Annotated in this window: 23 protein-coding genes; 5 read left to right on the top strand and 18 right to left on the bottom strand. The window is 68.7% G+C overall.

What is annotated here, in order from left to right; translation table 11 throughout:
- Nucleotides 1-44: 44 nt before the first annotated feature.
- The 4 genes from M3Q35_RS42275 to M3Q35_RS42260 are packed head-to-tail and all read left to right on the top strand — an operon-like array spanning nucleotide 45 to nucleotide 5,971.
- Nucleotides 45-1,385, top strand: coding sequence for an ABC transporter substrate-binding protein (locus M3Q35_RS42275; RefSeq protein ID WP_273938203.1), 1,341 nt, complete (start codon nucleotides 45-47; stop codon nucleotides 1,383-1,385).
- Entirely contained in the window at nucleotides 1,382-2,320 is a 939-nt protein-coding gene (locus M3Q35_RS42270) for a carbohydrate ABC transporter permease (protein ID WP_273938202.1), read from the top strand. The genes M3Q35_RS42275 and M3Q35_RS42270 overlap by 4 nt, the downstream gene beginning before the upstream one ends.
- Entirely contained in the window at nucleotides 2,317-3,165 is an 849-nt protein-coding gene (locus tag M3Q35_RS42265) for a carbohydrate ABC transporter permease (RefSeq protein WP_273938201.1), read from the top strand. Before M3Q35_RS42270 ends, M3Q35_RS42265 begins: the two co-directional genes overlap by 4 nt.
- 4 nt (nucleotides 3,166-3,169) lie before the next feature.
- Entirely contained in the window at nucleotides 3,170-5,971 is a 2,802-nt protein-coding gene (locus tag M3Q35_RS42260) for a glycoside hydrolase family 2 TIM barrel-domain containing protein (protein WP_273938200.1), read from the top strand.
- 105 nt (nucleotides 5,972-6,076) lie between these two features.
- Here M3Q35_RS42260 and M3Q35_RS42255 read toward each other — a convergent pair whose 3' ends face one another.
- Nucleotides 6,077-7,384 carry a hypothetical protein gene (locus tag M3Q35_RS42255; protein ID WP_273938199.1) on the bottom strand — a complete coding sequence of 436 codons (1,308 nt, stop codon included), beginning with the start codon at nucleotides 7,382-7,384 and terminating at the stop codon, nucleotides 6,077-6,079.
- 269 nt (nucleotides 7,385-7,653) lie between these two features.
- A complete protein-coding gene (locus M3Q35_RS42250; protein ID WP_273938198.1) occupies nucleotides 7,654-7,920 on the bottom strand; it encodes a hypothetical protein in 267 nt (88 codons plus the stop codon).
- 380 nt (nucleotides 7,921-8,300) lie between these two features.
- Between M3Q35_RS42250 and M3Q35_RS42245 the strand changes: the two genes are divergently transcribed.
- On the top strand, nucleotides 8,301-9,173 hold the full coding sequence (locus tag M3Q35_RS42245; RefSeq protein ID WP_273938197.1) for a DUF4436 family protein: 873 nt from the start codon (nucleotides 8,301-8,303) through the stop codon (nucleotides 9,171-9,173).
- On the opposite strand, the gene M3Q35_RS42240 is transcribed toward M3Q35_RS42245, so the two are convergent.
- The 16 genes from M3Q35_RS42240 to M3Q35_RS42165 form a co-directional block, all read right to left on the bottom strand.
- Complete coding sequence (locus M3Q35_RS42240) at nucleotides 9,170-10,978, bottom strand: long-chain-acyl-CoA synthetase (RefSeq protein ID WP_273938196.1); 1,809 nt, start codon at nucleotides 10,976-10,978, stop codon at nucleotides 9,170-9,172. The two genes, M3Q35_RS42245 and M3Q35_RS42240, sit on opposite strands and share 4 nt — an antisense overlap.
- A gap of 43 nt (nucleotides 10,979-11,021) precedes the next feature.
- Nucleotides 11,022-11,510, bottom strand: coding sequence for a hypothetical protein (locus M3Q35_RS42235; RefSeq protein ID WP_273938195.1), 489 nt, complete (start codon nucleotides 11,508-11,510; stop codon nucleotides 11,022-11,024).
- Nucleotides 11,507-11,986, bottom strand: a complete 480-nt coding sequence (locus M3Q35_RS42230) for a hypothetical protein (RefSeq protein ID WP_273938194.1) — start codon at nucleotides 11,984-11,986, stop codon at nucleotides 11,507-11,509. Before M3Q35_RS42230 ends, M3Q35_RS42235 begins: the two co-directional genes overlap by 4 nt.
- 8 nt (nucleotides 11,987-11,994) lie before the next feature.
- Complete coding sequence (locus M3Q35_RS42225; RefSeq protein WP_273938193.1) at nucleotides 11,995-13,083, bottom strand: MCE family protein; 1,089 nt, start codon at nucleotides 13,081-13,083, stop codon at nucleotides 11,995-11,997.
- Entirely contained in the window at nucleotides 13,083-14,078 is a 996-nt protein-coding gene (locus M3Q35_RS42220; RefSeq protein WP_273938191.1) for an MCE family protein, read from the bottom strand. The genes M3Q35_RS42225 and M3Q35_RS42220 overlap by 1 nt, the downstream gene beginning before the upstream one ends.
- The gene (locus M3Q35_RS42215; protein WP_273938190.1) at nucleotides 14,078-15,049 is read right to left on the bottom strand and encodes an MCE family protein; all 972 of its coding nucleotides are present in this window, start codon (nucleotides 15,047-15,049) and stop codon (nucleotides 14,078-14,080) included. Before M3Q35_RS42215 ends, M3Q35_RS42220 begins: the two co-directional genes overlap by 1 nt.
- Nucleotides 15,049-16,035: an MCE family protein gene (locus M3Q35_RS42210; protein WP_273938189.1), complete on the bottom strand. Its 987-nt coding sequence runs from the start codon at nucleotides 16,033-16,035 to the stop codon at nucleotides 15,049-15,051. Before M3Q35_RS42210 ends, M3Q35_RS42215 begins: the two co-directional genes overlap by 1 nt.
- On the bottom strand, nucleotides 16,032-17,048 hold the full coding sequence (locus M3Q35_RS42205; protein ID WP_273938188.1) for an MCE family protein: 1,017 nt from the start codon (nucleotides 17,046-17,048) through the stop codon (nucleotides 16,032-16,034). Before M3Q35_RS42205 ends, M3Q35_RS42210 begins: the two co-directional genes overlap by 4 nt.
- Complete coding sequence (locus M3Q35_RS42200) at nucleotides 17,045-18,184, bottom strand: MCE family protein (RefSeq protein ID WP_273938187.1); 1,140 nt, start codon at nucleotides 18,182-18,184, stop codon at nucleotides 17,045-17,047. Before M3Q35_RS42200 ends, M3Q35_RS42205 begins: the two co-directional genes overlap by 4 nt.
- Nucleotides 18,181-18,966 carry an MlaE family ABC transporter permease gene (locus M3Q35_RS42195; RefSeq protein ID WP_273938186.1) on the bottom strand — a complete coding sequence of 262 codons (786 nt, stop codon included), beginning with the start codon at nucleotides 18,964-18,966 and terminating at the stop codon, nucleotides 18,181-18,183. Before M3Q35_RS42195 ends, M3Q35_RS42200 begins: the two co-directional genes overlap by 4 nt.
- The gene (locus M3Q35_RS42190) at nucleotides 18,966-19,715 is read right to left on the bottom strand and encodes an MlaE family ABC transporter permease (protein ID WP_273938185.1); all 750 of its coding nucleotides are present in this window, start codon (nucleotides 19,713-19,715) and stop codon (nucleotides 18,966-18,968) included. Before M3Q35_RS42190 ends, M3Q35_RS42195 begins: the two co-directional genes overlap by 1 nt.
- Nucleotides 19,716-19,773: 58 nt before the next feature.
- The gene (locus M3Q35_RS42185) at nucleotides 19,774-20,730 is read right to left on the bottom strand and encodes an ABC transporter ATP-binding protein (RefSeq protein ID WP_273938184.1); all 957 of its coding nucleotides are present in this window, start codon (nucleotides 20,728-20,730) and stop codon (nucleotides 19,774-19,776) included.
- Nucleotides 20,730-21,398, bottom strand: coding sequence for a hypothetical protein (locus tag M3Q35_RS42180; RefSeq protein ID WP_273938183.1), 669 nt, complete (start codon nucleotides 21,396-21,398; stop codon nucleotides 20,730-20,732). The genes M3Q35_RS42185 and M3Q35_RS42180 overlap by 1 nt, the downstream gene beginning before the upstream one ends.
- Before the next feature lie 144 nt (nucleotides 21,399-21,542).
- Entirely contained in the window at nucleotides 21,543-22,022 is a 480-nt protein-coding gene (locus M3Q35_RS42175) for a hypothetical protein (protein WP_273938182.1), read from the bottom strand.
- Between the two features lie 84 nt (nucleotides 22,023-22,106).
- Nucleotides 22,107-23,237 carry an outer membrane protein assembly factor BamB family protein gene (locus M3Q35_RS42170; RefSeq protein ID WP_273938180.1) on the bottom strand — a complete coding sequence of 377 codons (1,131 nt, stop codon included), beginning with the start codon at nucleotides 23,235-23,237 and terminating at the stop codon, nucleotides 22,107-22,109.
- Between the two features lie 47 nt (nucleotides 23,238-23,284).
- Nucleotides 23,285-24,031 carry a DUF427 domain-containing protein gene (locus tag M3Q35_RS42165; RefSeq protein ID WP_273938179.1) on the bottom strand — a complete coding sequence of 249 codons (747 nt, stop codon included), beginning with the start codon at nucleotides 24,029-24,031 and terminating at the stop codon, nucleotides 23,285-23,287.
- Nucleotides 24,032-24,187 lie beyond the last annotated feature (156 nt).

The following is a 24,187-nucleotide window of genomic DNA, read 5'->3' as shown; positions in this document are numbered from 1 at the left end:
GTGAACAAATTCGCCGCCGCCGCGTGATCGAAAGGGGGCTCCGGGTGACCATCGGACGCCGTCGGCTGCTGGGACTCGGGCTGGGCGCGCTGGGGGCGGCCGCGCTGGCCGGCTGCGCGCCGCCGGGCGCGAATCCGGTCAACGCCGAGCCGACGATCCCCGCCGCCGGGCCGGGCGAGAAGATCACGCTGACCTACTGGGCCTGGCTCAAGGACCTGCAGAAGGTCGCCGACATCTGGAACGCCCGCAACCCGAACGTGCAGGTCCAGGCGGTGTTCAGCCTCGGCGGCAACAGCGGCGGCTACCAGAAGATGTACTCGGCGCTGGCCGCGGGCGGCGGCCCCGACCTGGCCCAGGTCGAGCTGCGCAGCGTGCCGGAGTTCATGCTGGTCGGCGGCCTGGTCGACCTGGCCCGGTACGGGGCCGAGCAGTACCGGTCGCGCTACGACGAGGCCGCGTGGGATCAGGTCACCTTCAACGGCGGCGTGTTCGCCATCCCGCAGGACACCGGCCCGATGGCCTGGTACTACCAACCCGAGGTGCTGGCCAAGGTCGGCGGCCAGCCACCATCCACTTGGGACGAATGGGCCACGTTGGCCCAGGAGCTGCACAAGCAGGATCCCGGCGTGTGCCTGGAAGCCTTCTCGGTGGCCGACGCGTCGCCGTTCATGGCGTACGCCGCGCAGGCCGGCGGGAAGTGGTTCACGCCGACCGAGAACGGCTGGATCGTCAACCTGACCGACGACGCCACCCTGGCCGCGGCCCGGTTCTTCGACAAGGCCATCGACGGCGGCTACGTGCAGACCGGCTACGACCCGTACAGCCCGGGCTGGACGGCCGCCGCCGGCAACGGCCAGATCGCCGCGCTGACCGGCGCGTCCTGGGGCGACGCACTGGTGGAGACGATCGGCACCGGCAAGGGCAAGTGGCGGGTGGCGCCGATGCCCAAGTGGCCAACCGGTTCCGGCTCGACCGCGCTGGGCGGGTCGAGCGCGGCGGTGCTGGCCAACAGCCGGCATCCCAAGGAGGCGCTGGACTTCGCGGTGTGGATGACCACCAGCCCGGAGGCGATCGACGCGCTGATCAAGTACTGCGGCATCGGCTGGTCGCCGTCGCGTGACTACATCGGCGCGCAGCGGCAGCAGCCCAGCGAGTTCTTCAGCGGGCAGAACTACAACACCGAGATCTTCGTGCCGGCGGCCAAGGAACAGCCCAAGGACTGGCACTGGGGTCCGATCACCCAGCGCACCCTGAACGCGCTGTCCGACAACTTCCGGCGCAAGATCACCGCCGGGCAGTCCCTTGTGGACAGCCTGCACCTCACCCAGAAGACCACCGTGGACACCATGCGGCAGATCGGTCTCACCGTGCTGGAGGCGAAGTGACCGCGACTCTCGAGCGGACCACGGTGAAGACCAACGCTCCGCAACGCCATCGCCGGAAACTGCTTGGCGCGCCGTGGATCCTGCTGGCCCCGTTCCTGGCCCTGTTCGCGCTGACCGTGCTGGTGCCGGTGATCCTGGCCGTGGTGCAGAGCTTCACCCACATCAACCGGGCCGGTCTGTTCGGCGAGAAGGGCGTGACCGGCGGCTTCGCCGGCTTCGCCAACTACGTGGAAGCGCTGAGCGACAGCAACTTCCTCGGCGCGATCGGCCGGGTGCTGCTGTTCGGCGTCGTGCAGGTGCCGGTGATGACGGTGTTCGCCACCGCGCTGGCCCTGCTGCTGGAGTCGGCCTCCGCGCGCTGGCCGTCGTTCTTCCGCGCCGCCTACTTCCTGCCGTACGGTATTCCCGGCGTGATCGCCACCATCCTGTGGTCGTTCCTGTACGTGCCCGGCCTGAGCCCGATCATCGACGTGGGCAAGCTGGTCGGACTGGACATCGACTTCCTCGGCCCGAACTCGGTGCTGTGGTCCATCGCCAACATCGTCACGTGGACGTACACCGGCTACAACATGTTGGTCATCGTGGCCCAGCTGAAGTCCATCCCGTCCGAGATCTACGAGGCGGCCAAAGTGGACGGTGCCTCGCCGCTGCGCATCGCCGCGTCCATCCAGCTGCCGCTGATCCGGCCGGCGCTCATCCTCAGCGTCGTGTTCTCCATCATCGGCACACTCCAGCTGTTCGTAGAACCGTTGGTGCTCAAGACGGTCGCGCCGGCCATCGTCACCGAGTACACGCCCAACCTGAGCGCCTACAACAACGCCTTCGCCTACAACGACTACGGCGTCGCCTCGGCCGAGGCCGTGATCATCGCGATCGCCGCCTTCGTGCTGTCGTTCGGCTTTCTGGCCTGGACCAACCGGAAGGGACGGTCATGACCGGCAGGAACACCGGCTGGGCCATCGTGGTCACCGGCCTGCTGACCGTCGTCGCGATCTACTTCCTGGTGCCGGTGTACTGGGTGGTGGTGGCCGCGACCAAGTCGTCCGGCGACCTGTTCACCACGCCCGGCTTCTGGTTCGGGCGCACCATGCAGCTGTGGCACAACGTGGTCGAGGTGTTCACCGCCTCCGACGGGATCTACCTGCGCTGGCTGCTCAACAGCGTGATCTACGCCGGCGTCGGCGCGCTGGTCGCGACCTACCTGGCCGCGGCCGGCGGCTACGCCATCGCCAAGTACGACTTCCCGGGCCGCAACCTGGTGTTCGGCACCGTGCTCGGCGGCGTGCTGGTGCCCAGCACCGCGACCGCGCTGCCGCTGTTCCTGTTGTTCAGCAAGCTGGGGCTGACCAACACGTACTGGGGTGTGCTGCTGCCGGCGATGGTCTCGCCGTTCGGCTTCTACCTGTGCCGGATCTACGCGCAGGCCACCGTCGACGACTCGGTGCTGGAGTCTGGCCGGCTGGACGGGGCCGGCGAGCTGCGGATCTTCCACTCCCTGGTACTGCGCAGCATGGCCCCGGCGCTGGTCACCGTGTTCCTGTTCCAGCTGGTGGGCATCTGGAACAACTTCCTGCTGCCGCTGATCATGCTGGCCGACGACAAGCTGTACCCGATCACGCTGGGGCTGAACGCCTGGCGCAGCCAGGTCGACCGGTCGCCGCAGTTCTACGAGCTGACCGTCGGCGGCCTGCTGGTGTCGGTCATCCCACTGGCCATCGCCATGATCTTCTTGCAGCGGTACTGGCGCGGCGGCCTGACAGATGGTTCTGTGAAGGGTTGATGGCGTGACGTACTACGAGGACTTCTCCCCCGGATCGAACCGGCTGCCGCCACGCTCGTGGGTGCGGTCCAGTGCTCCCGTTCTGTCACTGAACGGTGACTGGAAGTTCAAGCTGTGGCCGTATGCCGATGCGCCGATCGAGGATCCGTCCGATTGGGACATCTTGCCGGTCCCGTCGCACTGGGTGCTGCACGGCGACGGCCGCTACGGCCGGCCGATCTACACCAACATCAAGTACCCGTTCCCGGTCGACCCGCCGTACGTGCCTGACGAGAACCCGACCGGCGACCACTTCCGGACGTTCACGTTGCCTTCGTGGGACATCGACCGGTACGTGCTGCGGTTCGACGGCGTCGAATCGACGTACAAGGTGTGGCTCAACGGGTCCGAGGTCGGCGTGGGCAAGGGCAGCCGGCTGCCCACCGAGTTCGACGTGACGGATCTTGTTGTCCCGGGCGAGAACGCGTTGCTGGTGCGGGTGCACCAGTGGTCGGCCGCGACCTACCTCGAGGACCAGGACCAGTGGTGGCTGCCCGGCATCTTCCGTGACGTCACCCTGCTGGGCCGGCCGTCGAAGCGTATCGACGACGTGTGGGTGCAGGCCGAGTTTTCGGGCGGCAGCGGGGTCATCCGCCCGGAGGTGACCGGCACGTTCCCGATCACCCTGTCCGTGCCGGATCTCGACGTCTCGGTGACGTGGCAGTCGGCCGCCGAGGTCGCGCCACTCACCGTCGGCGCGGTCGAGCCGTGGTGCGCCGAGTCTCCGCATCTCTACGCGTGCACCGTGTCCTCGGCCGACGAGACCGTCCACTTGCGACTCGGCTTCCGCACCGTGGCAATTGAAGGTGACCAGTTCCTGGTCAACGGTCGCAAGGTGATGTTCTACGGCGTGAACCGGCACGAGACGCATCCCGTGTTGGGCCGGGTGTTCGACGCCGACTACGTGCGCCGGGACCTCCTCCTGATGAAGCAGCACAACATCAACGCCATCCGGACCAGCCACTATCCGCCGGATCCGCGGGTGCTGGAGCTGTGCGACGAGCTCGGCCTGTGGGTCATGCTGGAGTGCGACCTGGAGACGCACGGCTTCGAGTTCGACGACTCCATTGTGGACAATCCGTCCGAGGACGTGCGCTGGCGGGACCAGTTCCTGGACCGCATGCAGCGGACCGTCGAGCGGGACAAGAACCATCCGTCGATCGTGATCTGGTCGCTGGGCAACGAATGCGCCACCGGCCGCAACATGGCCGCGATGGCCCAGTGGACGCACCAACGCGATCCCGGCCGCCCCGTGCACTTCGAGCGGGATCACGCCAGTGCGTACACCGACATGCACTCCCGCATGTACGCCACGTTCGCGGAACTGGCGGTCATCGCCACCACCGGCAACGCGTCCGAGGGCAACCTGCGGCCGGAAGAGGCCGTGCGGCAACGGAATCGGCCGTTCGTGCACTGCGAGTACGGGCACGCCATGGGCAACGGACCTGGCAGCCTGGCCGACTACCAGGCCGTCTACGAGCAGTATCCGCGGCTGCACGGCGGTTTCATCTGGGAATGGCGTGATCACGGCATTCTCACCAAGACCGCCGACGGCACCCCGTTCTACGCCTACGGCGGCGATTTCGGCGAGGTCGTGCACGACGGCAACTTCGTGATGGACGGCATGGTGCTGCCCGACGGTACGCCGTCACCGGGCCTGGCCGAGTACGCCGCCGTGATCGCGCCCATCGTCTTCGGCGACGAGCCCGGCACGCTACGCAGCCGCTACCACTACATCGACACCTCGGCCGTTCGGTTCACGTGGACCCGCACGGTCGACGGGGTCGAGGTCGGCACGGACGAGATCGAGCTCAATCCGGTGCCGCCCGGCGGTTCCGGCCTTTTCGAGCTGCCGCCCGAGGCGTTGGACGTCGCGGTCTCCGGCGAGACCTGGCTGACCGTGGAAGCGGTTTCCGGCCACGTCGTCGGCTTCCGCCAGTACAAGCTGTCCGCCCCGGAGCGCGTTTCCCTGGCGCCGGTTGGCGGTCTCGGCGGCGCAGTCTTCGATCCCCGCACGGGTTCGTTGCTGCGCATCGGAGACGTGGAGATCTCCGGCCCACGGCTGGAGCTTTTCCGCGCCCCCACGGACAACGACATCCGGGCCGGCGGCTGGCTGTGGAACGAGCGGGGCCTCGACCGGTTGGAACATCGAATCCGGCATGTCGAGATCACCGATGATTCCGTGCAGGTCTCGGTGCGGGTCGCCGCCGCCACCGCCGGCCGCTGCATCGAGGTCACCTACCACTGGTTCGGCGTCGCCGACGGTGTCGCGTTGACGGTCGACGCCGTGCCCAGCCAGGGTTGGGACTGCACCTGGCCCCGTCTCGGCGTTCGCTTCGAACTGCCGACCGTCGACCAGGTCTCGTGGTTCGGCACCGGCCCCTTGGAGTCCTATTCGGACAGTTCCACCGCCGCGCGCGTAGGCCGTTTCGACAGTTCCGTCGACGACCTGAACGTCATCTACTCCAAGCCCCAGGAGACCGGCCACCGCCCGGACCTGCGGTCGCTGGACCTGGACGGCCGCCTGCGCATCGACACCGTCCCCGACCGCACCGGCCACCGTCCCGGCTTCAGCCTCTCCCGCCACACCCCCCAGCAGATCGCCGCCGCCGCTCATCCCCACGAGCTCTCGGCCAGCGACCGCGTCCACCTCTTCGTCGACAACGCCCAGCACGGCCTCGGCTCCGCCGCCTGCGGCCCCGACGTCCTCCCCCAGTACGCCAACTACCCAGCCTCCCACACCTTCACCCTCGTGTTCAAAGCCTGAAGCTTGGAAGGGGGCCTTCCTACACTCCGAGTGTAGGAAGGCCCCCTTCCAAGCGTATGGAGCGGGTCATTCCTCAAGCCCCGAGTCGAGGAATGACCCGCTTCGTCAGACCAGCACGATCTGTGTGACGAAGGGCAGCAGTCGGGCGGCGGCCGGGTCGGCGTCGAGCGGCACGGCGACCGGCGTCCGCCCGGTCGCGGTGGCCAGCGTCTTGGCCAGGTCGTCCACATCGGACGGTGTGGTGTCGTCTACCCAACGCCTCACGGGCGTCATGGGATCCACGTGCTGCTCGTGGTGTGCCTGCAAGCCGGCGGCGACGGCGTCGTCCCAGCACAGGCCGGCGGCCACGCCGACTTCGGCATGCGGGGTGGACTGGTCCAGAAACACCCGGCGGCGAGCGCCGGTGATGAGATCCGTGCCCCAGGCCCAACCCCGGCCGGCGGCCAACGCGCCGTAGCTCGCCATCGCCGCGAGCACGGCCCGCACCTTGGCGGTCTCGGCATCATTGGCCCAGGCCAACACCCGGTGCGCCGGCCAACGCCGCAACGGATCGGCCACGGTCGCCCAGCTGACGACGCCGGCCTGCTCGACGGCGGAGAGCAGGCCGACGTGTCGATCCACGAATGCCGGCAGCCGGTCCAGGAGTTCACCGGGCGTCAGCGGCTCGGCCGACGGCGCGGCCCCGACCGGGCCGCCCCACTGGTAACGGTGCTCGGTGATCTCCAGCGTGTCCCGGTCCAGCCGCAGCAGCGTCGGCTCGGTGGTCGGCGTCGTGCCGGTGAGGTAGCGGAAGCAGGTCAGCGACACCTGCGCCCCGATCAGCGCGGCGGTCACCGCCTCAACCTCGACCTTGACTTCGAACACAGCGCCCGCTTTGTCCAACCGGCCCTCATACGCCGCGGCCATCAATGCGCCCGGCACCCGCTTGGGCAATACGGCCGGTTCGTCCTCCGGCACCAACCGCCGCCACGCGGCTTCGGTCGGCCGCCCGCCGGGGGCGTGAACAGGCGTTATCCAGGCGTCGCGGTCGCGAATGAAGACCTGGGTCAACGACACGTTCGCGGCCCGGCAGCGCCGGCCCATCTCGATCAGCTCGGCGAAATCGGACGATACGTGCACGACCAGATCGGTCTCCGCGAGATGCGCGTCGATTCGGTCGACCTGATCGGTCAAGACGTGTTGAAATTCGTCGCGCAATGCGTATTCCGGCACGGAACCGGTGGTGAAGACCCGGGTCTGCCGCCAGCCGCTGCCAAGGCCGGCGCGCAGCACCGTGCCGAGCGCCGGCCCCTCGCCGACGACGGCCACCCTGGCCTGCCTCAGCCGGTAGAACCCCTGCTCAGCCGGGGCATTCTCGATCTCGGAGCGATACTCGACGGCCTCGGCGACGGTCAGGCCGACGAGGGTGTCCATACACTGGCTCACGACGGCTCACCGCGCCGCGCCGCGGCCGGCACGCCGCTGGAAAGGTAAATACGAGATGAACACCGTGCCGGTGTCACCCGTTTTCTGTCGCGGCCGGGAATAAACGGCAGCGCCCATGGCAACGCCCACCATGAAATGCCTTCTCTCAACGTGGTTTTCCCCCGACAACCACTGTAGGCATTCCATAACGGGGGCGTCGGCAAAACCGTCCGGTCGTCCGTCCGAGTTGGCACGAACTCACGGTTCAGTGGCCCGGATCACAGGCCGTCGACCAGCGCGCGCACCTCGGGATCGCGGATCTCGAACACGTCGAGCACGCCGATGCGGACCAGAGCGGGCTTCAACTCCCGCAACTGCCCCACGATCGCATCACGCTGAGCACCGCTCGACTCCACTTCGGCCAGCGCCCGCACGTTGCCGATGAACGCCGCGACTGAGCCCTTGCGCACGTATTCACCGCCGAATTCGGTGCCCTCGGCCCCGTCGGGCAGCACATCTTCCGGCTTGACGGGCTGGTTGCCCATGACTCCTCCTCGGTTCACAGTGCGTGCCATCTGCACGCATCAGCAACGGTAGCCCACTTGCGTGCCACTTGCACGCATCAGTGAGGTGAGGCGGGTCACGTATCTGGATCGTCCAGAATGGACGGGCAAAGCGAATTGCCCGCGCTCCCAACGGTCCTTGACTTTCCGGACAGCCCTGGCCACTATCCGGCAAGGCTTTTCCCCCTGCTCCCGGGCTCACCGCTCAGCGATGGCCAGGCTTGGCGCGGCATGACCGTTCCGGCCCCGGCCGTCACTGATGGCGTGAGGACGGCGCGGGTAATTTTCCCTGCTTCTCCGCCCTGTTCTCCGCCTTCACCGGCCACCAGGTGCGATGAAGCGCGACCTCGAAAGGGCGGACAATGAGCGAGGAGACCGCGGCCCGGCCGCGTCGGCGCTGGCTGTGGATCGTGGCGCCGGTGGTGCTCGTGGTGGTCACCGCGGCCAGCCTGAGCGTGTACTTCGCGGAGCGCGCACAGAGCCAGACCGAGACCGTGCTGGGCGACGCCGGCCCGGCCGACCGCGTCGACGTGCTGTTCTACGTGCAGAAGCTCGACCCGCAGAGCCAAACGCTCTCGGCCCAGGTCAGCATCGACCCCAAGGGCCGCTACGCCGACTCCGACGGCGCGCCGGCCAAGGACGTCACGCTGCACCTGGCCGCGATCAAGGGCGACACGCTGACCTTCAAGGCCGGCAAGAACCCGGGCATCAACGACGTGCAGGTGCCGCTGTCCGACGGCGTCATCACCGACTACCCGTTCGACAGCTACAAGGTCGACTTCGCCTTCCTGGCCGAGAGCAACGGCGAGGCCGCGCCGGTCGCGGTGACCTTCGCCAGCGGCGACACGTTCTTCGGCATCCACCCCGGCGCCACCAAGGTCGACGACGGCGTGCTGAGCTTCTCCGCCGACACCAGCCGCACGGTCGGCATGTTCGCCTTCGCCCTGTTCATCATGGCGTTCATGTGGTGCCTGAGCATCGCCGCCGTGATCGCCGCGACCTTCGCCATCACCGGCCGGCACGGCCTGCTCTGGCCGTCCATGAGCTTCATGGGCGCGCTGCTGTTCGCCTTGGTGCCGCTGCGCAACGCCGTCCCCGGCAACCCACCGATCGGCTCGGTCGTCGACTTCGCCGCGTTCTTCATCGCCGAGGCGCTGATCTCGCTGTCGCTGATCTGCACGGTCGTCGTCGGCTACCGGGTCGAGCTGCGCAAGAAGGCCGAAGCCGCCGCCTAGACCCGAATCCGCCCGGCGGCGACCTCGGTGGCGTAGCCCTCGTAGGCCGGCACGTAGCCGGTGTCGCGATCGGCCAGCACGTGCACCGGGCCGCCGTCGGTGTAGCCCTGCTCGCGCAGCGCCACCTTGCGGCTCTTGAACGTGGACGTCTGCTCGACCTCGTCGATCACCCGGAGGAACAAGGGAATCGCGTAGCCGGGCAGGCGTTTCGCGAGGTGCCGGGCCAGGCCGGGCCCGTCGAGTTCGGCGCCGTCGCGCAGCTTGACGGCGGCCATCCCGGCCCGGCCGTCCGCACCCGGCACCTCGACGCCGTACACCACGGCCTGCTCGATCGCCGGCCACTCGTCCAACGCGCCCTCGACCTCGGTGGTGGCCACGTTCTCGCCCTTCCACCGGAAGGTGTCGCCCAGCCGGTCGACGAAGGCCACGTGGTTCCACCCCTGGTCACGGACCAGGTCGCCGGTGTTGAACCAGCAGTCGCCGCGGCGGAAACCGTTGCGCACCAACTTCTTCTCGGTGGCGTCGGCATCGGTGTAGCCGTCGAACGGGGCCCGGTCGGTGACCTTGGTGATCAGCAGGCCGACCTGGCCCGCACCGACCTTGCGCAGGTGGCCGTCGGCGCCGCGGGCCGGCTGCCCGGTGTCGGCGTCGAAGGCGACGACGGCGAACGGCAACGGGCACATCCCGGCCGTGCGGTCGATGTTGAAGGCGTTGATGAAGGCCAGGTTGCACTCGCTGGCCCCGTAGAACTCGGCCACCCGCCCGATGCCGAAGCGCTGGGTGAACTCGTCCCAGATCTCCGGCCGCAGCCCGTTGCCGACCATGACGCGGACGCGGTGCGTGCGCTCGTTGGCGCGTACGGGCTGGTTGAGCAGGTACCGGCAGAGCTCGCCGATGTAGCAGAACGCGGTGGCCCGGGTGCGCTGGATGTCGTCCCAGAACCGCGAGGCCGAGAAGTTGCGGCCCAGCGCGAAAGTCGCGCCCGCGCCGAGCACCGACGACAGCGACACGGTCAGCGCGTTGTTGTGGTACAGGGGAAGGCAGCAGTACAGCGTGTCGCCGGAGGTGAGCCGGACGCCGAGGTGACCGAGGCCGGTCATCGCCTTGAGCCACCGGAAATGGCTCATGGAGCTGGCCTTGGGCAGGCCGGTGGTGCCGGAGGTGAAGACGTAGAACGCCTTGTCCCGCGCGTGGATCAGCGGCGTCTGCACCGGGTCGTGGTCGTCGGCGCTGATCGCCGCCTCGTCCAGGTCCAGGTAGCCTTCCGGCGCCTCGTCGCCTTCCGGCAGACACAGCACCGTGCCACGAATCTCGTTGTCCGGCACGGACTTCAGTGCGTCAAGGCACTCGCTGCCGACGATCAGCACGGTGCTGTCGAGCAGCTTCTGGCTGTGGTTCAACACATCGCCGCGCTGGTGGTGGTTGAGCATGCCGGCGGTGGCACCGAGCTTGACGACCGCCAGCGCCGCCAGCAAGGTCTCCGGGCGGTTCTCGGCCAGGATGCCGACCGTGCTGCCGGGCCGCACGCCGTGGGCGTTGAGCACCGCCGCGTAGCGGTTCACCCAGAGATTGGCCTGGCCGTAGGACAGCTCGGTGTCCTCGAAGCGCAGGAACGGCCGGTCCGGGTGGCGGTGCGCGGCCCGCTGGAACACGTGGCCGACCGAGTCGCGGCTGGTCGGGCCGATGGTGGCCAGCCCGATCGCGCCGTGCAGCAGGCTGGGCGCGTCCAGCGCCATGGCGGGCAGCGCCCGCACCACGTCGGCCAGGCCGATCCGATGGGCCGCAGACTGCTCCGTCGCGCTCATTGCCGCCATGCTACCGACCGGTAGGTATTGGGACAACGGTTCGCTACTTCGTTCGCAGGTCGGTGATCACCCAGTGGTCGCCCTGCCGCTGGGCCGTCACGGTGAGTTCCGCGGCCGCAACGCTGCTCTGATTGGTGTCGCCGCGGGTCGCGGACTGGTCCAGGAACACCAGCAGCTGGGCGTGATCGCCCTGGAGCAGGGTCACGCCGCTGTCCACCACCGTGGTCGTGAGCATCAGCTTCTGCGCCGGGGCCTGCTGCTTCACCTGCGCGAACAGGTCGTTGTACTGGTTCTCCGCGTTGCCCTTGAGGTTCTGCCTGGCCGCCTGTTCGGTGGCGGCGGTGTTGTCGTAGCGATAGGAGAACACCTTGCCCAGCGCCGAGTTCACGTCCCCGATGACCTTGCTGGTGGCCGCCGGGTCGACGAGCGCCTGGTTGGCCGTCGCCGGATCGTCCCACAGGCCGGTCGCCTCGATACGGAACCAGCTTCCCAGTGCTACCAAGGCAATCGCCGCTGCGATGAGGTACTTCATGACTGCACCTGCACCGGGGCGAGGGCGCTGACCTGCCAGCCTTGGGCGGTTCGCGTGAGGTCGGCCTGGAACCTGGTGCGCTTGGACGTTTTCTGGCCGGTTGCCGGCGTGACGTCCAGCTGCACGGCGGCGATCAGCTTCGCCGTGCCGGCGCGCTGGTCCAGCGCCGTGACGGCGGTGTCCATGACCTGCGCCGTGGTGACGGTTTTGGCTTGTTCCAACTGTTTCCGGCTGTCCGTACCGGTTTGCACCAGCTGGTCGTGCAGGGTGCCGGTGGAGACGGCCAGCCAGGACTTCAGGCCGTCGTCGATCTTGCGGTAGTCGAGGGTGTTCAGCGTGGCGATGTCGTGCTGGGCGGCCTGCGTGACGGCCTGCCGGTCCAGCGTGAACAGCCGGGCGTCGTCGTGGGCGGCGCTCCACCAGGACCAGCCGCCCCACGCGGCGAACACCGCCGCCAGGATCACCACGATCTTCATCTCGGCTCCTATCCGTTCGGGGCGTTCTGGGCGCCGCGGACGCCCGTGCCCGAGCTCGGCGGCAGCGTGCAGCGAGCCTGCGTGTTCAGCGGGGTTGTGTTGGTGTCGAGGCCGCTCTTGCGGTTGGTGCCGTCGTAGCCGGCAGTGCAGCCGATCGGGTCGAAGAAGGTCAGCGACAGCCCGAAGTTGGCCGTGCCGTTGACGACCGCGCTGGTGCCAGCGGCGATCGCCGGCGGGGCCGAGATCAGCAGCTGTTGGATGGCGTCGTGCCGGCCGAGGGCCACGGTCGAGGTCGTCAGCAGGTTGGCGATCAGCACGCCCAGGCTCGGATCGGTGTCCCTGATCAGCTGGCTGACCTGCGTCGACAGCTGCGGCACGGTGCCGATCAGGCTGCGCAGATCGGCGTCGGAGGCGGTCAGCTGGTCGGCGATGAGCTTGGTGTTGACGCCGAACTGCGTGAGGGCTTGGGCTTCGTCGTTCTGGGTGTGCAGGACCGTGGTCGAGTCCGCGACCAGCTGGGTCAGCTGGGGCATGTGTTGCGTGGCCGCGTCGACGAAGGAATGCGTGCTGTCCAGCAGGGTTTGCAGATCCGTGGTCGTGCCGTGGGTGGCCGTGTCGAGCTCGTCGACCAGGGTGGTCAGCCGGTCTTCGGGCACGCTCTGGACCAGGCTGTCGATGTTCGTCAGCAGGGTCTGCACGGGCAGCGGGACCTTGGTCGCCTGCTGCGGGATCACCGATCCGTCATGCAGCGTTGGACCGTCCGGGCGCTTGGGGCGCAGGTCCACGTACTGCTCGCCGACCGCCGACCGATTGGCCACGACCGCGTCGATATCCGTTGGGATGTCGTACTGATCGAGGTTCAGCGCCACGTCCACGCCGTCGTCACTGAGGCTGACCGTGTGGACCCGGCCGATCGGGACGCCACGGTAGGTCACTTCGGCGTTGGGGAAGATGCCGCCGGCGTCCGCCAGCTTCATGGTGACGGTGTAGCCGCCCGTGCCGAACAGGCCGACATAGCGGGCCGCGACGAAGGCCACCGCCGTCAGGCCGACCAGCAGGAACGCCGCCACCTTGAGCCGGACTCCGTGCGTCAGCATCAGTGGTCCTTCAGATAGACGTTGAGGTAGTCGCCCTTGATGTCGTTGAGCACCTGGTCGGTGAAGGGGAAGGTCACCAGCACCTGCAACGCCTTCGGCAGGTTGTCGCCCGCTTTCGCCAGTTGCTGCAACGTCGGTTGCAGCGCCTTCAGGTCGGCCACGAGGTCATCCCGGCTGCGATTCACCACGTCCACCGCCGTCTTCGAGAGCCGGTCCAGGGCATCCACCATGGCCGTCAGACTGTCTTTCTGTTGGGCCAGCACGGCAATCCCCGGCGTCAGCCCGTCGATCGCCCCCGTGATCTGCCCTTTGTGCTCGTCCAGCGTCTTGGCCAGCTTCGCCATCCCGTCCAGCGCCTTGACGATGTCACCCTTGTGACTGTCCAGATTCTTGACCACATCGTCCACTTTGGACAGCAGGTCGCGGACGTTGTTCTCGTTGCCGCCCAAGGCCAGGTTCACCTGCTGCGTGATCGTCTGCAGCTGGGCCACCCCGCCCCCGTTCAGCACCATCGACAGCGCCCCCAGCACCTCTTCCACCTGTGGGTTCCGGTTCGTGCGGCTGAGCGGGATGTTCGCCCCGTCAACCAGCTGCCTGCCCGACGGGCTACCCGCCAGCTCGACGTACTTCTCCCCCAGCAGGCTCGACTGCCTCAGATAGGCATGCGCATCAGCCGGCAGTCTGACGTCTCCGTTCACCGTCATCGACACCAGCGCCGTCCACCCGTCCGGCGCCAGCCTGATGGCATCCACCCGACCCACCGGCACGTCGTTCACCCGCACCGCCGCTTGCGGCACCAGGTCCAGCACGTCCCCGAACTGCGCCGTCACGCGATACGGCCGGCTCCCCACATCCGCCCCGCCCGGTAACGCACAGGCCGTTACAAGCAGGAGGACGGAAAGGAGGAGGTATTTGCGCGGCCGCCCGGCAGCGGCAGCGGCGGACCGCACGCGAGCCCCGAGCGATCGCCCGGCCACCACGGAAAGCTTCCCCATCACCCCACCCCCGGCAGCGGCAGCACCGGTTGCTCCCCCGGCGCGAACTCGCGGATGTTGGCCCGGCCGGACAGCGTCTTCGTCGCCGGGTCGTAGGCGTTCAGCACGTTGCCCAGGGCCAGCGGCGCCACCTTCAAGGCCTCGTCCAGCGAGGCCTGCTCCTTGGCCAGCACCTGACTCACCTGGGCCAGTTTGTCCACAGTGGACGCCAGCCGGCTCCGGTTGTCCTGGATGAACTGCTTCACCACGGCCAGCGCCCCGGCCAGCTCGCGCAGCGCCGCCCCGAGGTCGTCGCGATCCTGGGCCAGGAAGGCCGACACCTCGCCCAGCCGATCGGTCACGTCCCGCACCTGGTTGTCGCTGCCGGCGAGCATCGCCGTGAACTTCTGGAGGGTGTCGACCGTGCCGGTGAAGTCGTCCTTGGAGCCGGCCAACGTGCCGGCCGCCGCACCCAGCTGCCGGATCGTGTCGTTGAGCTTGGCCCCGTTGCCGTCCAGCACCGCCGCACCCGTCCTGACCAGGTCGGACAGGGCCCCGTCAGTGTTCGCCCCGTTCGGGCCCAGCGCCGTCGCAAGCTGGTTCAGGCTGCCGTACAGCTGGTCCAGCTCCACCGGCGTCGCCGTGTTGTCCTCGCCGATCGTCGAGTCCTGCGGCAGCACCGGTCCGCTCGTGTACGCCGGAGCCAGCTGCACGAACCGGTCCGACACCAGACTCGGCGCCATGATCACCGCCTTGGCCTGCACGGGGATGCTCACTCCCGGCTCAACTGTCAGCCGCACCCTGACCTGCGTTCCCGCCGGCCGCACCTCATCGACGGTGCCCACCTTCACTCCCAGCACCCGCACGTCCGACCCCGCGTACACCCCCACCGCCTCCGTGAAGTACGCCGTCACACGCAACGGCTCGTTCGTCGACAGCGGCCCGAACACCGTGCTGGCAACGACCAGGAGAATGCTCATCAGCTGGTTCATCAGTTCCCCCTCCCGCCCGGCGGGGCACAGTCCCGGCCCGGGGTGGCCGGGACCAGGCCGCACAGGTAGGTGTCGATCCAGCGGCCGTTGCCCATGGCGTTGTCGAGCAGACGGTAGTAAGGGCCGAGTAGGGATAGGCCCTTACCGAGGTTCTGCTGGTTGCGTTGCAACACGGCGGCTACCTCGTCGAGCTGGGCCAGCGTCGGACCGAGTTGGGTGGAGTTGTCGGCGACGAGTCCCCTCAGCTGCGCGGCCAGTGCGACGCTGCCGGTGAGCAGGGCGCCGATGGCCTGGCGGCGCTGCTTGACCTCCTGGAGGAGGAGCGCGCCGTCGCTGATCAGACGCTGGAACTGCGTGTCACGGTCGGCCAGCGTGCGGCCGATCTTGGCGGTGCCGGCCAACAGCTGCCGCAGCTCCTCGTCCCGCGAAGAGATCGTCTTGGCCAGGCCGGACAGGCCGTCGACGGTGGCCCTGATCTCGTCGGGGGCGTTGCGGAAGGTGTCGGCCAGCACGCCGAAGCTCTGCGCCAGGCGGCCGGTGTCGATCTGTGTGACCGTGCCGGCCAGGTCGTCGAATGCGGCGACCACGTCATACGGGGCGGCGGTTCGCTGCCGGGGGATCACCGCGGCCGGATCCTGGTCCGCGTTGCCCTTCGGGTCGAGCTCCAGGTATTTCTGCCCCAGCAACGTCTTGATCTCGATCGACGCGGTCGTGCCGTCCCCGATCCATGCGTCCCAAACCCGGAAACCAACCCGCACCTGGTCGCCCTCCAGCCGCACGGCGGTCACCTCCCCCACCTTGACGCCGGCCACCGCCACCTCGTCCGACGGCTTCAGGCCCGCGGCCTCGCTGAAGTAGGCGGCATAGGCCGTGGTCCCGAACGGCAGCTCGTCGGCGAAGAAGACGCCGGCCGCGACGAGAGCGGTGACGGTCACGCCGACCACGGCGACGATGACCGGGTTGAGTTCCAGGAAGCTGCGCTTCATCGGCACCTCCCTGCCGTCACGGGGATTCCCGGTGTCGCGCCGCCAGGCGGGGCAGGGGCGTCGGTGGTGGCCGAACACAGGAAGAAGTTGAGCCACGAGCCGTAGGACGCCGTGCGGCCGAGGGCGTCGAGCTTGGTCGGCAGGGTGGTGAGGAACTGCTCGACCAGGCCGGAGTTCGCGGCGAGGTTGGCGGCGACGCCGCCGAGCTGGGTGATGTCGTCCTTGAGCGGCTGCCGGCCCTGGGCGAGCAGCTGGGTGGTGGCGTCGGCGAGACCGGACAGACCGCTGATGGCGTCGCCGAGGGAGCCACGGTCGGCGGCGAGGCCGGTGACGAGCTGCTGAGTGGTGGTGACCAGGGAGGAAAGCTGGTCGTCATGGGTGTTGACCTGCGCCAACACGGCGTTGAGGTGCGTGACGACGTCGCCGATGACCTGGTCCCGCTGCGCCAGCGTCGAGGTGAGGGAAGCGGTGTGGGCGAGCAGGTCGTCCACGGTGCCGCCCTCGCCCTGGAGCACCTGCACGATCTCGCCGGCCATCTGGTTGACGTCGCCGGGTGACAGCGCCCGCAGCAACGGCTTGAACCCGTTGAGCAAAGCGGTGAGATCGAGCGCGGGGGCGGTGCGGGCCAACGGGATCTGCCCACCGGGTGGCAGGACCTGGTTGGGGTCGCCGGGGCCCTGGCCCAGGGAGACGTAACGCTGACCGACGAGATTGCGGTACTTGATCGCGGCGGTGACAGAAGCTGGCAAGGGATGGTCTTGTTGCACGGAGAACTCCACCTCGGCGACACGCCGCTGGGCGATGGAGATGCGCTCGACCTGGCCAACCTTGACGCCGGCGATGCGCACGTCGTCGCCGACGGACAGCGCGATGGCGTTGGTGAACTGTGCGGTGTAGTTCACTTGGGTGCCGGTGCCCGGATTGGCGATGGCGACGCCCAGCGCGACCGTGGCCAAGCCGGTGACCAGCACAAAGGCCGAGCCTTTGAGCAGCGGGACCTTGAGGCTCCTCATCCGACCGTCACCTCCGTGCCCCGGTAGAGCGGGCCGACGAGCACGCTGCCCCAGCTGGGCACGTCCCGGCCCAGCAACGCGCCGATGAAGTTGTTCTCCTGCACGGAATTGGGCGCGGCGGTCACGGGATAGCAGGACGGTCCGCCGACATCGTCGTAGACCGGAGCGTCCCGGCCGGGCACGTACTTTCCCTTGCCCGGCTGGACGTTCACGGTCACGTGCAGGCCGGGTTCGCTGCTGCCCCGGCCCAGCACCCGGTCCATCTCCGGCGCGAAGGCGGTCAGCGCCCGCAGCATGCACGGGTACTCCGGCGAGTACTGGGCCAGCAGGCTCAGCGTGGGCACGCTGGCCTGGGACAGCCGAATAACGTTGTCACCGTTACGTCGCAGGAAGGTCTCCAGGTCCTGGGATCCGGTGGTGAGGTTCTGGAACAGGCTGGCCAGGTTGGCCCGCTGGTCGGCGATGGTCCGGCTGGTGGTCGTCAGATCGGACAGCGCCTGCACGACAGCGGGCGCGATCCGGCTGTAGTTGTCGGTCACCTGAGCCAGTTCCCGCATACCGGCGGTGAATTCGTCGAGGTGCGGGGTGAACTGGTCGACGTCGCCGCCGAGCCAGGTCAAGGTCTGGCCGAGCGCCCCGCCGCGCCCGGCCAGAGCCCCCGCCAGAGTGCTGAGGATGGACGACAGCTTCTGCGGCTGCACGGCCTGGAGCATCGGCATCAGGTCGCCCACGACCTTCTCCACCTCGACCGCCGTCGCCGACCGGTCCTGCCCGATCACGTCGCCGTCGGCCAGCGGCGGACCGGGCCGGCCGGCGACGAGATCCACGTAGCGCTCGCCGAACAACGTCTTCGGCAGCAGGCGAGCGGTGACGTCCCGCGGGATCCGGCCGATCTCGTCCGGCCGTAGGGCCAGCGAGATCTCCGCGCCGGAACCGTTGGTTCGCACGTCCCTGACTTCGCCGACGACCACGCCGCGCAGCTTGACCTCGGCCGCCAGGTGCAGCTGGTTGCCAACGTGGTCGGTTCGCAGCGTGACCATCGCCGCCGAGGTGAAGTCCTTGCGGTAGACGGCAACCGACAGCGCCACGACCACGGCCATGATCGTCAGGTAGACCGCGCCGGCCAGCTTCTTCATCCCGCCACCTTCACCGTGGTGGTGGCGCCCCAGATGGCCAGGCTGAGGAAGAAGTCCAGCATGCTCACCGCGACGATGGTGGTGCGCACGGCCCGCCCGACCGCGATGCCGACACCAGCCGGGCCGCCGGTCGCGCGATAGCCGAAGTAGCAGTGCACCAGCATCACGACCACGCTGAACACCAGCACCTTGCCGAACGAGTAGAGGACGTCGTAGGGCGGCAGGAACAGGCCGAAGTAGTGGTCGTAGGTGCCGGCCGACTGGCCGTAGAACACCACGGTGATCTCGCGCGACGCCAGGTACGAGCACAGCAACCCGATGGCGTACAACGGAACCACGGCGACAAAGCCGGCGACCACCCTGGTGCTGACCAGATAGGGCAGGCTGCGCACGGCGATCACCTCCAGCGCGTCCACCTCCTCGGCGATCCGCATCGCGCCGAGCTGGGCCGTGAAGCCGGAGCCGACCGTCGCCGACAGGGCCAGGCCGGCCACCAGCGGGGCGATCTCGCGCGTGTTGAAGTAGGCCGACATGAAGCCGGAGAAGGCGGCCACACCGATCTGGTTCAGCGCCGAATATCCTTGCAGGCCAACGACAACACCGGTGAACACGGTCATGCCGACCATCACGCCGACGGTGCCGCCGATCACCGCGAGCGCGCCGGAGCCGAAGCCGACCTCGGCCAGCAGCCGGACGACCTCCTTGAAGTACCGCCGCACCGCGAACGGGATCGCCGCCAGCGCGCGGAGGAAGAACAGCAGCTGGTCGCCGAGGGCCTCCATCACATTCCCTTCGCCGGCACGATGCGCAGGTACACCGCGGTGATCACGGCGTTCACCAGGAACAGCAACAGGAACGTGATGACCACCGACTGGTTCACCGCGTCGCCAACGCCTTTCGGGCCGCCACGGGGATGCAGTCCGCGGTAGGACGCCACCACGCCGGCCAGGAAGCCGAAGATCATCGCTTTCAGCTCGCTCACCCACAGGTCCGGCAGCTGGGCCAGCGCCGCGAAGCTGGCCACGTACGCGCCCGGCGTCCCGCCCTGCAGGACCACGTTGAAGAAGTAGCCGCCGGCCACCCCGACCACGCTGACCATTCCGTTGAGCAGCACCGCGACCGACGTCGCCGCCAACACCCGCGGCACGACCAGGCGGTGCACGGGCGAGACCCCCAGCACCTCCATCGCGTCGATCTCCTCGCGAATGGTCCGCGACCCCAGATCGGCGCAGATCGCCGAGCCACCCGCGCCGGCGATGATCAGCGTCGTGACGATCGGGCTGGCCTGCTGCACCACCGCCAGCACACTCGCCGCCCCGTCGAACGATTCGGCCCCGATCTGCGAGGTCAGCGAACCCAGCTCCAGCCCGATCACCGCGCCGAACGGGATCGACACCAGCATGGACGGCAGGATGGAAACGCTGGCCACGAACCAGAACTGCTCGACCAGCTCCCGGTACTGGAAGGGACGGCGCAGCAGTTGGCGCAGGACCTCAAGGCCCAGCGCGAACATCTGGCCAACGGCGGTCATCGGGGCACGCCCTGATGGGCAAGCACCTGGCCCACCGCGGACAACCGCCTCACCGCCGTCATCGGGGCACGCCCCAATGCGAAAGCACGTGGTGCCGTGCCGCCTCGGACAGGGTGGGGAGCAGGGTGCGCACGCGCTCCTGGCGACGTCCGATCGCCTGGCGCACGGGTAGTCCGGGGCTCGGCTCGAGCTGCGGCACGAGGTCGGGCAGGGTCGTCGGCCATGCGGTTTCCGCATGGCCGAGGACGGCGTCCCGCTCCTCGCTCATACCTATCGGGCCGTGGCGGTGGCCGCCGAGGAACTGGGCGACGACCGGTTCCTCGCTGGTCAGCAGGATCTCGCGGGGGCCGAAGCCGACCAGCCGCCGCCGGTAGAGCATGCCGAGGTTGTCGGGCACGGTGCGGGCCACGCTGATGTTGTGCGTGACGATCAGGATGGTCGCGTCCACCTGAGCGTTCAGGTCGACGAGCAGCTGGCTCAGGTAGGCGGTGCGGACGGGGTCGAGGCCGGAGTCGGGTTCGTCGCACAGGATGATCTCCGGGTCGAGCACGAGGGCCCGGGCCAGACCGGCCCGCTTGCGCATGCCGCCGGAGATCTCGCCGGGCAGCTTGTGCTCGGCCCCGGCCAGGCCGACGAGCTCGGTCTTGTCGGCGACGATGCGACGGATCTCGGCCTCGGTCTTGCGGGTGTGCTCCCGCAGCGGGAAAGCGATGTTGTCGTACACGGTCATCGAACCGAACAGCGCGCCGTCCTGGAACAGCACGCCGAACAGCTTGCGCAGCCGGTAGCGCTCGGCCTCGGTGCAGCGGCACAGGTCGACGCCGTTGACGATGATCCGACCCCGCTCCGGCCGCAGCAGGCCGACAAGGCACTTGAGGAACACGGACTTCCCGGTGCCCGACGGTCCCAACAGGACACTGAGCTCACCGGCCGGCACGGTCAGCGACACGTCCTGCCAGATGGTCTGCCGGCCGAAGGACTTGGCCAGCCCCTCCACCTCGATCTGCACACCCATCAGCGCTCCTCGCAGGTCGCGGTGCCGCCGCAGAGGAAGGTCAGCACCGTGCGCAACGTGTTGCCGGGGCCCGAGACCAGGCCGGTGAACAGCGGATCGAGGTTCTCCGTCACACCGCAGTGGCGGAAGGGCGGGATCGTGAACGTGCCGGCGACGGTGCCGGTGGACAGCGGGCTGATGAACGGTCCACTCTGGACGATCGACACCTCGTCGGTGCGGCAGTTCGGGCCGACGTCCAGCGGCACCCCGTGCACCTTGGAGTTGCTCAGCGCGAACGTCAGCCGGGTGGTCGCGGTGAGGGTTCCGTTCTGCAGCACCGACTGCACCGGGGCGGTGGAGGTGACGGTGATCGTCGCGGTGGCCGGCATGAAGCCGAACGTCACGAAGTAGCTGTCGGCCGGTGGCAGCTTCAGGTCGCCGGTGATCTCCACCCGCAGCGGGTTGCTGCCCGGCACGATCACGAACTGGCCGTCCAGCCGACCCGGCCCGACGACCAGGTCCGAGCCGAGCTTGGCCACCCTGGTCGTGGTGTCCACACGGTAGTGCACCGGCATCGGCGGGTTGTCGGCCGGCTGCGCCGGCGGCGCGGCCGGCACCGCGTTCGCCGACGAGCCCGTGCCGATCGCGCAGCCGATCAGGACGGCCAGCGCCAGCCACCGCTTTGCCATGAATTCCCCATCGACGATGAGAATTGACTGCCGCCGGACGTTACTCACGGGTACGGGCCGCGACAAGGAATTCCCCTCCGGCCGGGCGAAATTATCAACGCCGCACAATTTTCCGGCCAAGGCGATTGCGTCGGACCGACAAAGTCAGCAGCCGGCCGCCTTGTCGAACGCCCGGTCGAGGGTCGCGTTCTGCCGGAGGGTGGCCTTGGGGTCGCCGGCGTCGGCCAGCCCGGTCATGCCCGCGTTGACGTCGACGACCGCCTGTTGCAGGCCGGCGGCGTCACCCGGCTGGACCTGGGCCAGGCGGGAACCGGCCTGGCGCAAGGAATCCTGCGCCGCGTTGATCGTGCCCAACGCCTTGTCGACCATGGTCTTGGCGTCGCTGACCGGCGGCGGCCCGGCGGCCCTGATCGCGTCGGCCTCCTGCGTGAGGGCCACGGACAACGTGTGCACGAAGGCCCCGAGGTCAGCCGCGTTCTCCTGCGGCGCCACGGTGATCTGCGGAATCCCGGCGCACACCTTTGCCGCCCAGGCGATCGCCGGGGCATCAGGGTCGGGCGCCGGTGGCGGCGCGGCACAGGCGGCGATCAGCAACAGACTCAGCAGCGGCGCGAGGCGTGGCATACCGGCAGCTTCGGACCGCCCCGAACCACCGGACAAGGCGCGCGGCGGAATTTGTCATCCACGGACAACCGCAGCGGCGAATTCCTAGCCGATCGAGGTGAGAAGCCCGTTGCGGGAGCCGATGATCAGCGCATGGTCGGCGGACAGGGCAGGATAGGAGTCGACCGGCGCCCCGACGTTCACGTCGAACAGCGGGCCGCCGTCCGGGTTCAGGCCGTAGACATGCCCGGCCTGGGTGGCGTAGTACAGGCGATAGCGGGAGTCGAGGATGGTGGAGCTCCAGATCTCGGCCCCGTTGAGCCGATACGACCGCACCACGCCCCCGGTCCGCACGTCGAAGGCGGTCACGGTGCCGCCGTGATCACCGACGTAGGCCAGGCCGCTGCCCGTCACGACCGGCGACGAGTACGTGATGTAGCGGGGCACGCTCCACGCCGGCGTCCCGTCCGGATGATAGGCCCACTCACGGGATCCGTTGGTGCCCAACAACACCGTGCCGTCGGCGGCCAGCCCGGCGGACACCTCGGTGATGTCGTCGCCGGGATCCCGCTGCCATAGGACCGCGCCGCCGGCGTCGACGGCGGTGACGCCGGCGTCCGCGGTCGTGTAGACAAAGGACCCGTCGGTGACGACGGACCCATACGACACCCGACCCACTGTGGCAGTCCACAGTAGACGATGAGCGTCGGCGTCGATGGCACTGACGTGGCCGGAAAGATCGCCGATGTACACCCGCTTGCCGTCGACCGAGGCCGGCGACGTCGGCGTCCCTGGCAGCACGACCGACCACAGCAATGCCCCGGCCGGTGACAACACCAGCAGCCGATTGCCCGGCGTCGGCCACACGATGTCGCCGCCGGGCAACACCAACGGCGACACGGAGAGGTCTCCGCCGCCGGTGTAGTGCGAGTCGTACGTCCAGCGGTCCTTGCCGCTCACCGGATCCACGGCGTGCAGGATGCCGGCGGTTGAGGAGGCGTAGACCACCCCGTCGGGACCGATCACCGGCCCCGGCGTGACGGGCCCTTCCAGCTGCCGTTGCCACCGAACGACCCCGCGCACCGGTCCGTCCGTTGTGGACGAACCGCTGTGCCGGGCGTCGTGCAGCGCCGCCGGCCAGGCCGACCACGTCGCGGCGCCGGGCGACTGCGAGGGGAGCGCAGTCGCACAGCCGCCGACGAGCAGCAAAACCATGGCCAGCAGCACGTTCCGCACCACTGAACCCTAGCCGCGGAACGGCCGCGCAAACCCTTACGGAACCACTACGAGAAGTGCGTTGACGGCCGCTCCAACTCGACGCCGTCGACGAAGATGTCGACCTTCTCGTTGTAGAAGGCGACCAGACCGGCGATGGGCAGCAGCTGCCGGGTCGGGAAGTCGTAGCACCAGGCCAGATCCGGGTGCACGGCGTCCCCGACCCGCACCGACCAGTAGCCGGTGGTCCGCCCCTTGTACGGGCAGGCGGTCTCGGTGGCCGACGGCTCCAGGTGGGAGAAGTCGACCTCGGTACGGTTGAGGTAGTAGCGGGTGGGCAGCCCGGTCTCGAACACCATGACCGGCGAGGAGGATTCGGCCAGCACCACGCCGTCCAGCTCGACCCGGACGGTCCGGGTGGAGCGCAGGGCGTCGACCCGCGTGTACGGGTTGCGCGGGTGGACGAAGATCTCCTCGTCCTCCTCGAACCAGGAATCAAGGGCGTCCCAGTCGAACTTGACCAGGCCGTCCTCGAACACCCTGACACTGCTGGGTTTGCTCACGTCACCCACGCGCAAGCCGTGCCGCCGGGCGGTGCCGTGGCGCAGCTTCTGCACGTGGTCCTCGTCGACCAGCACCTCGGGATCGATGTCGGCGACGGGGATGTAGTACTGCGGATAGAACGGCCATTCCCAGACGTACTGGGCATTCTGCGTGTCGAAGACGGTCCGGCCGGCCAGCACAGCCCGCACCCGGCGCGGCGCCGGCTCGCTGTGGCCGGCCTGCACGGGCGCTGAGGGGTAGTCGCGCGTCACGCGACCGAGCCTAGGTTCTTGTCACGGCATGAGCAATTCACACCTGACCGAATATGTCAGCTAACCGCAACTTTCCCGGTTGTCCTTGCCCGCCGACAACCGCCGTCATTAGCTTCGGATCACGCGCCGGTAAACGCGTTCTCCCATCGCGGTTGA

Source organism: Kutzneria chonburiensis, assembly GCF_028622115.1.
GTDB lineage: Bacteria > Actinomycetota > Actinomycetes > Mycobacteriales > Pseudonocardiaceae > Kutzneria > Kutzneria chonburiensis.
This window is presented reverse-complemented; position numbering and strand designations above follow the sequence as displayed.

Bases quoted from the DNA above. Each gene is read 5' to 3' on its own strand.
- M3Q35_RS42175 (WP_273938182.1), bottom strand. From the start codon at position 22,022: ATGCCACGCCTCGCGCCGCTGCTGAGTCTGTTGCTGATCGCCGCCTGT.
- M3Q35_RS42230 (WP_273938194.1), bottom strand. From the start codon at position 11,986: ATGAAGATCGTGGTGATCCTGGCGGCGGTGTTCGCCGCGTGGGGCGGC.
- M3Q35_RS42190 (WP_273938185.1), bottom strand. From the start codon at position 19,715: ATGACCGCCGTTGGCCAGATGTTCGCGCTGGGCCTTGAGGTCCTGCGC.
- M3Q35_RS42255 (WP_273938199.1), bottom strand. From the start codon at position 7,384: ATGGACACCCTCGTCGGCCTGACCGTCGCCGAGGCCGTCGAGTATCGC.
- M3Q35_RS42215 (WP_273938190.1), bottom strand. From the start codon at position 15,049: ATGAACCAGCTGATGAGCATTCTCCTGGTCGTTGCCAGCACGGTGTTC.
- M3Q35_RS42245 (WP_273938197.1), top strand. From the start codon at position 8,301: ATGAGCGAGGAGACCGCGGCCCGGCCGCGTCGGCGCTGGCTGTGGATC.
- M3Q35_RS42235 (WP_273938195.1), bottom strand. From the start codon at position 11,510: ATGAAGTACCTCATCGCAGCGGCGATTGCCTTGGTAGCACTGGGAAGC.
- M3Q35_RS42200 (WP_273938187.1), bottom strand. From the start codon at position 18,184: ATGAAGAAGCTGGCCGGCGCGGTCTACCTGACGATCATGGCCGTGGTC.
- M3Q35_RS42240 (WP_273938196.1), bottom strand. From the start codon at position 10,978: ATGAGCGCGACGGAGCAGTCTGCGGCCCATCGGATCGGCCTGGCCGAC.
- M3Q35_RS42250 (WP_273938198.1), bottom strand. From the start codon at position 7,920: ATGGGCAACCAGCCCGTCAAGCCGGAAGATGTGCTGCCCGACGGGGCC.
- M3Q35_RS42225 (WP_273938193.1), bottom strand. From the start codon at position 13,083: ATGCTGACGCACGGAGTCCGGCTCAAGGTGGCGGCGTTCCTGCTGGTC.
- M3Q35_RS42205 (WP_273938188.1), bottom strand. From the start codon at position 17,048: ATGAGGAGCCTCAAGGTCCCGCTGCTCAAAGGCTCGGCCTTTGTGCTG.
- M3Q35_RS42195 (WP_273938186.1), bottom strand. From the start codon at position 18,966: ATGGAGGCCCTCGGCGACCAGCTGCTGTTCTTCCTCCGCGCGCTGGCG.
- M3Q35_RS42180 (WP_273938183.1), bottom strand. From the start codon at position 21,398: ATGGCAAAGCGGTGGCTGGCGCTGGCCGTCCTGATCGGCTGCGCGATC.
- M3Q35_RS42265 (WP_273938201.1), top strand. From the start codon at position 2,317: ATGACCGGCAGGAACACCGGCTGGGCCATCGTGGTCACCGGCCTGCTG.
- M3Q35_RS42220 (WP_273938191.1), bottom strand. From the start codon at position 14,078: ATGGGGAAGCTTTCCGTGGTGGCCGGGCGATCGCTCGGGGCTCGCGTG.
- M3Q35_RS42210 (WP_273938189.1), bottom strand. From the start codon at position 16,035: ATGAAGCGCAGCTTCCTGGAACTCAACCCGGTCATCGTCGCCGTGGTC.
- M3Q35_RS42185 (WP_273938184.1), bottom strand. From the start codon at position 20,730: ATGGGTGTGCAGATCGAGGTGGAGGGGCTGGCCAAGTCCTTCGGCCGG.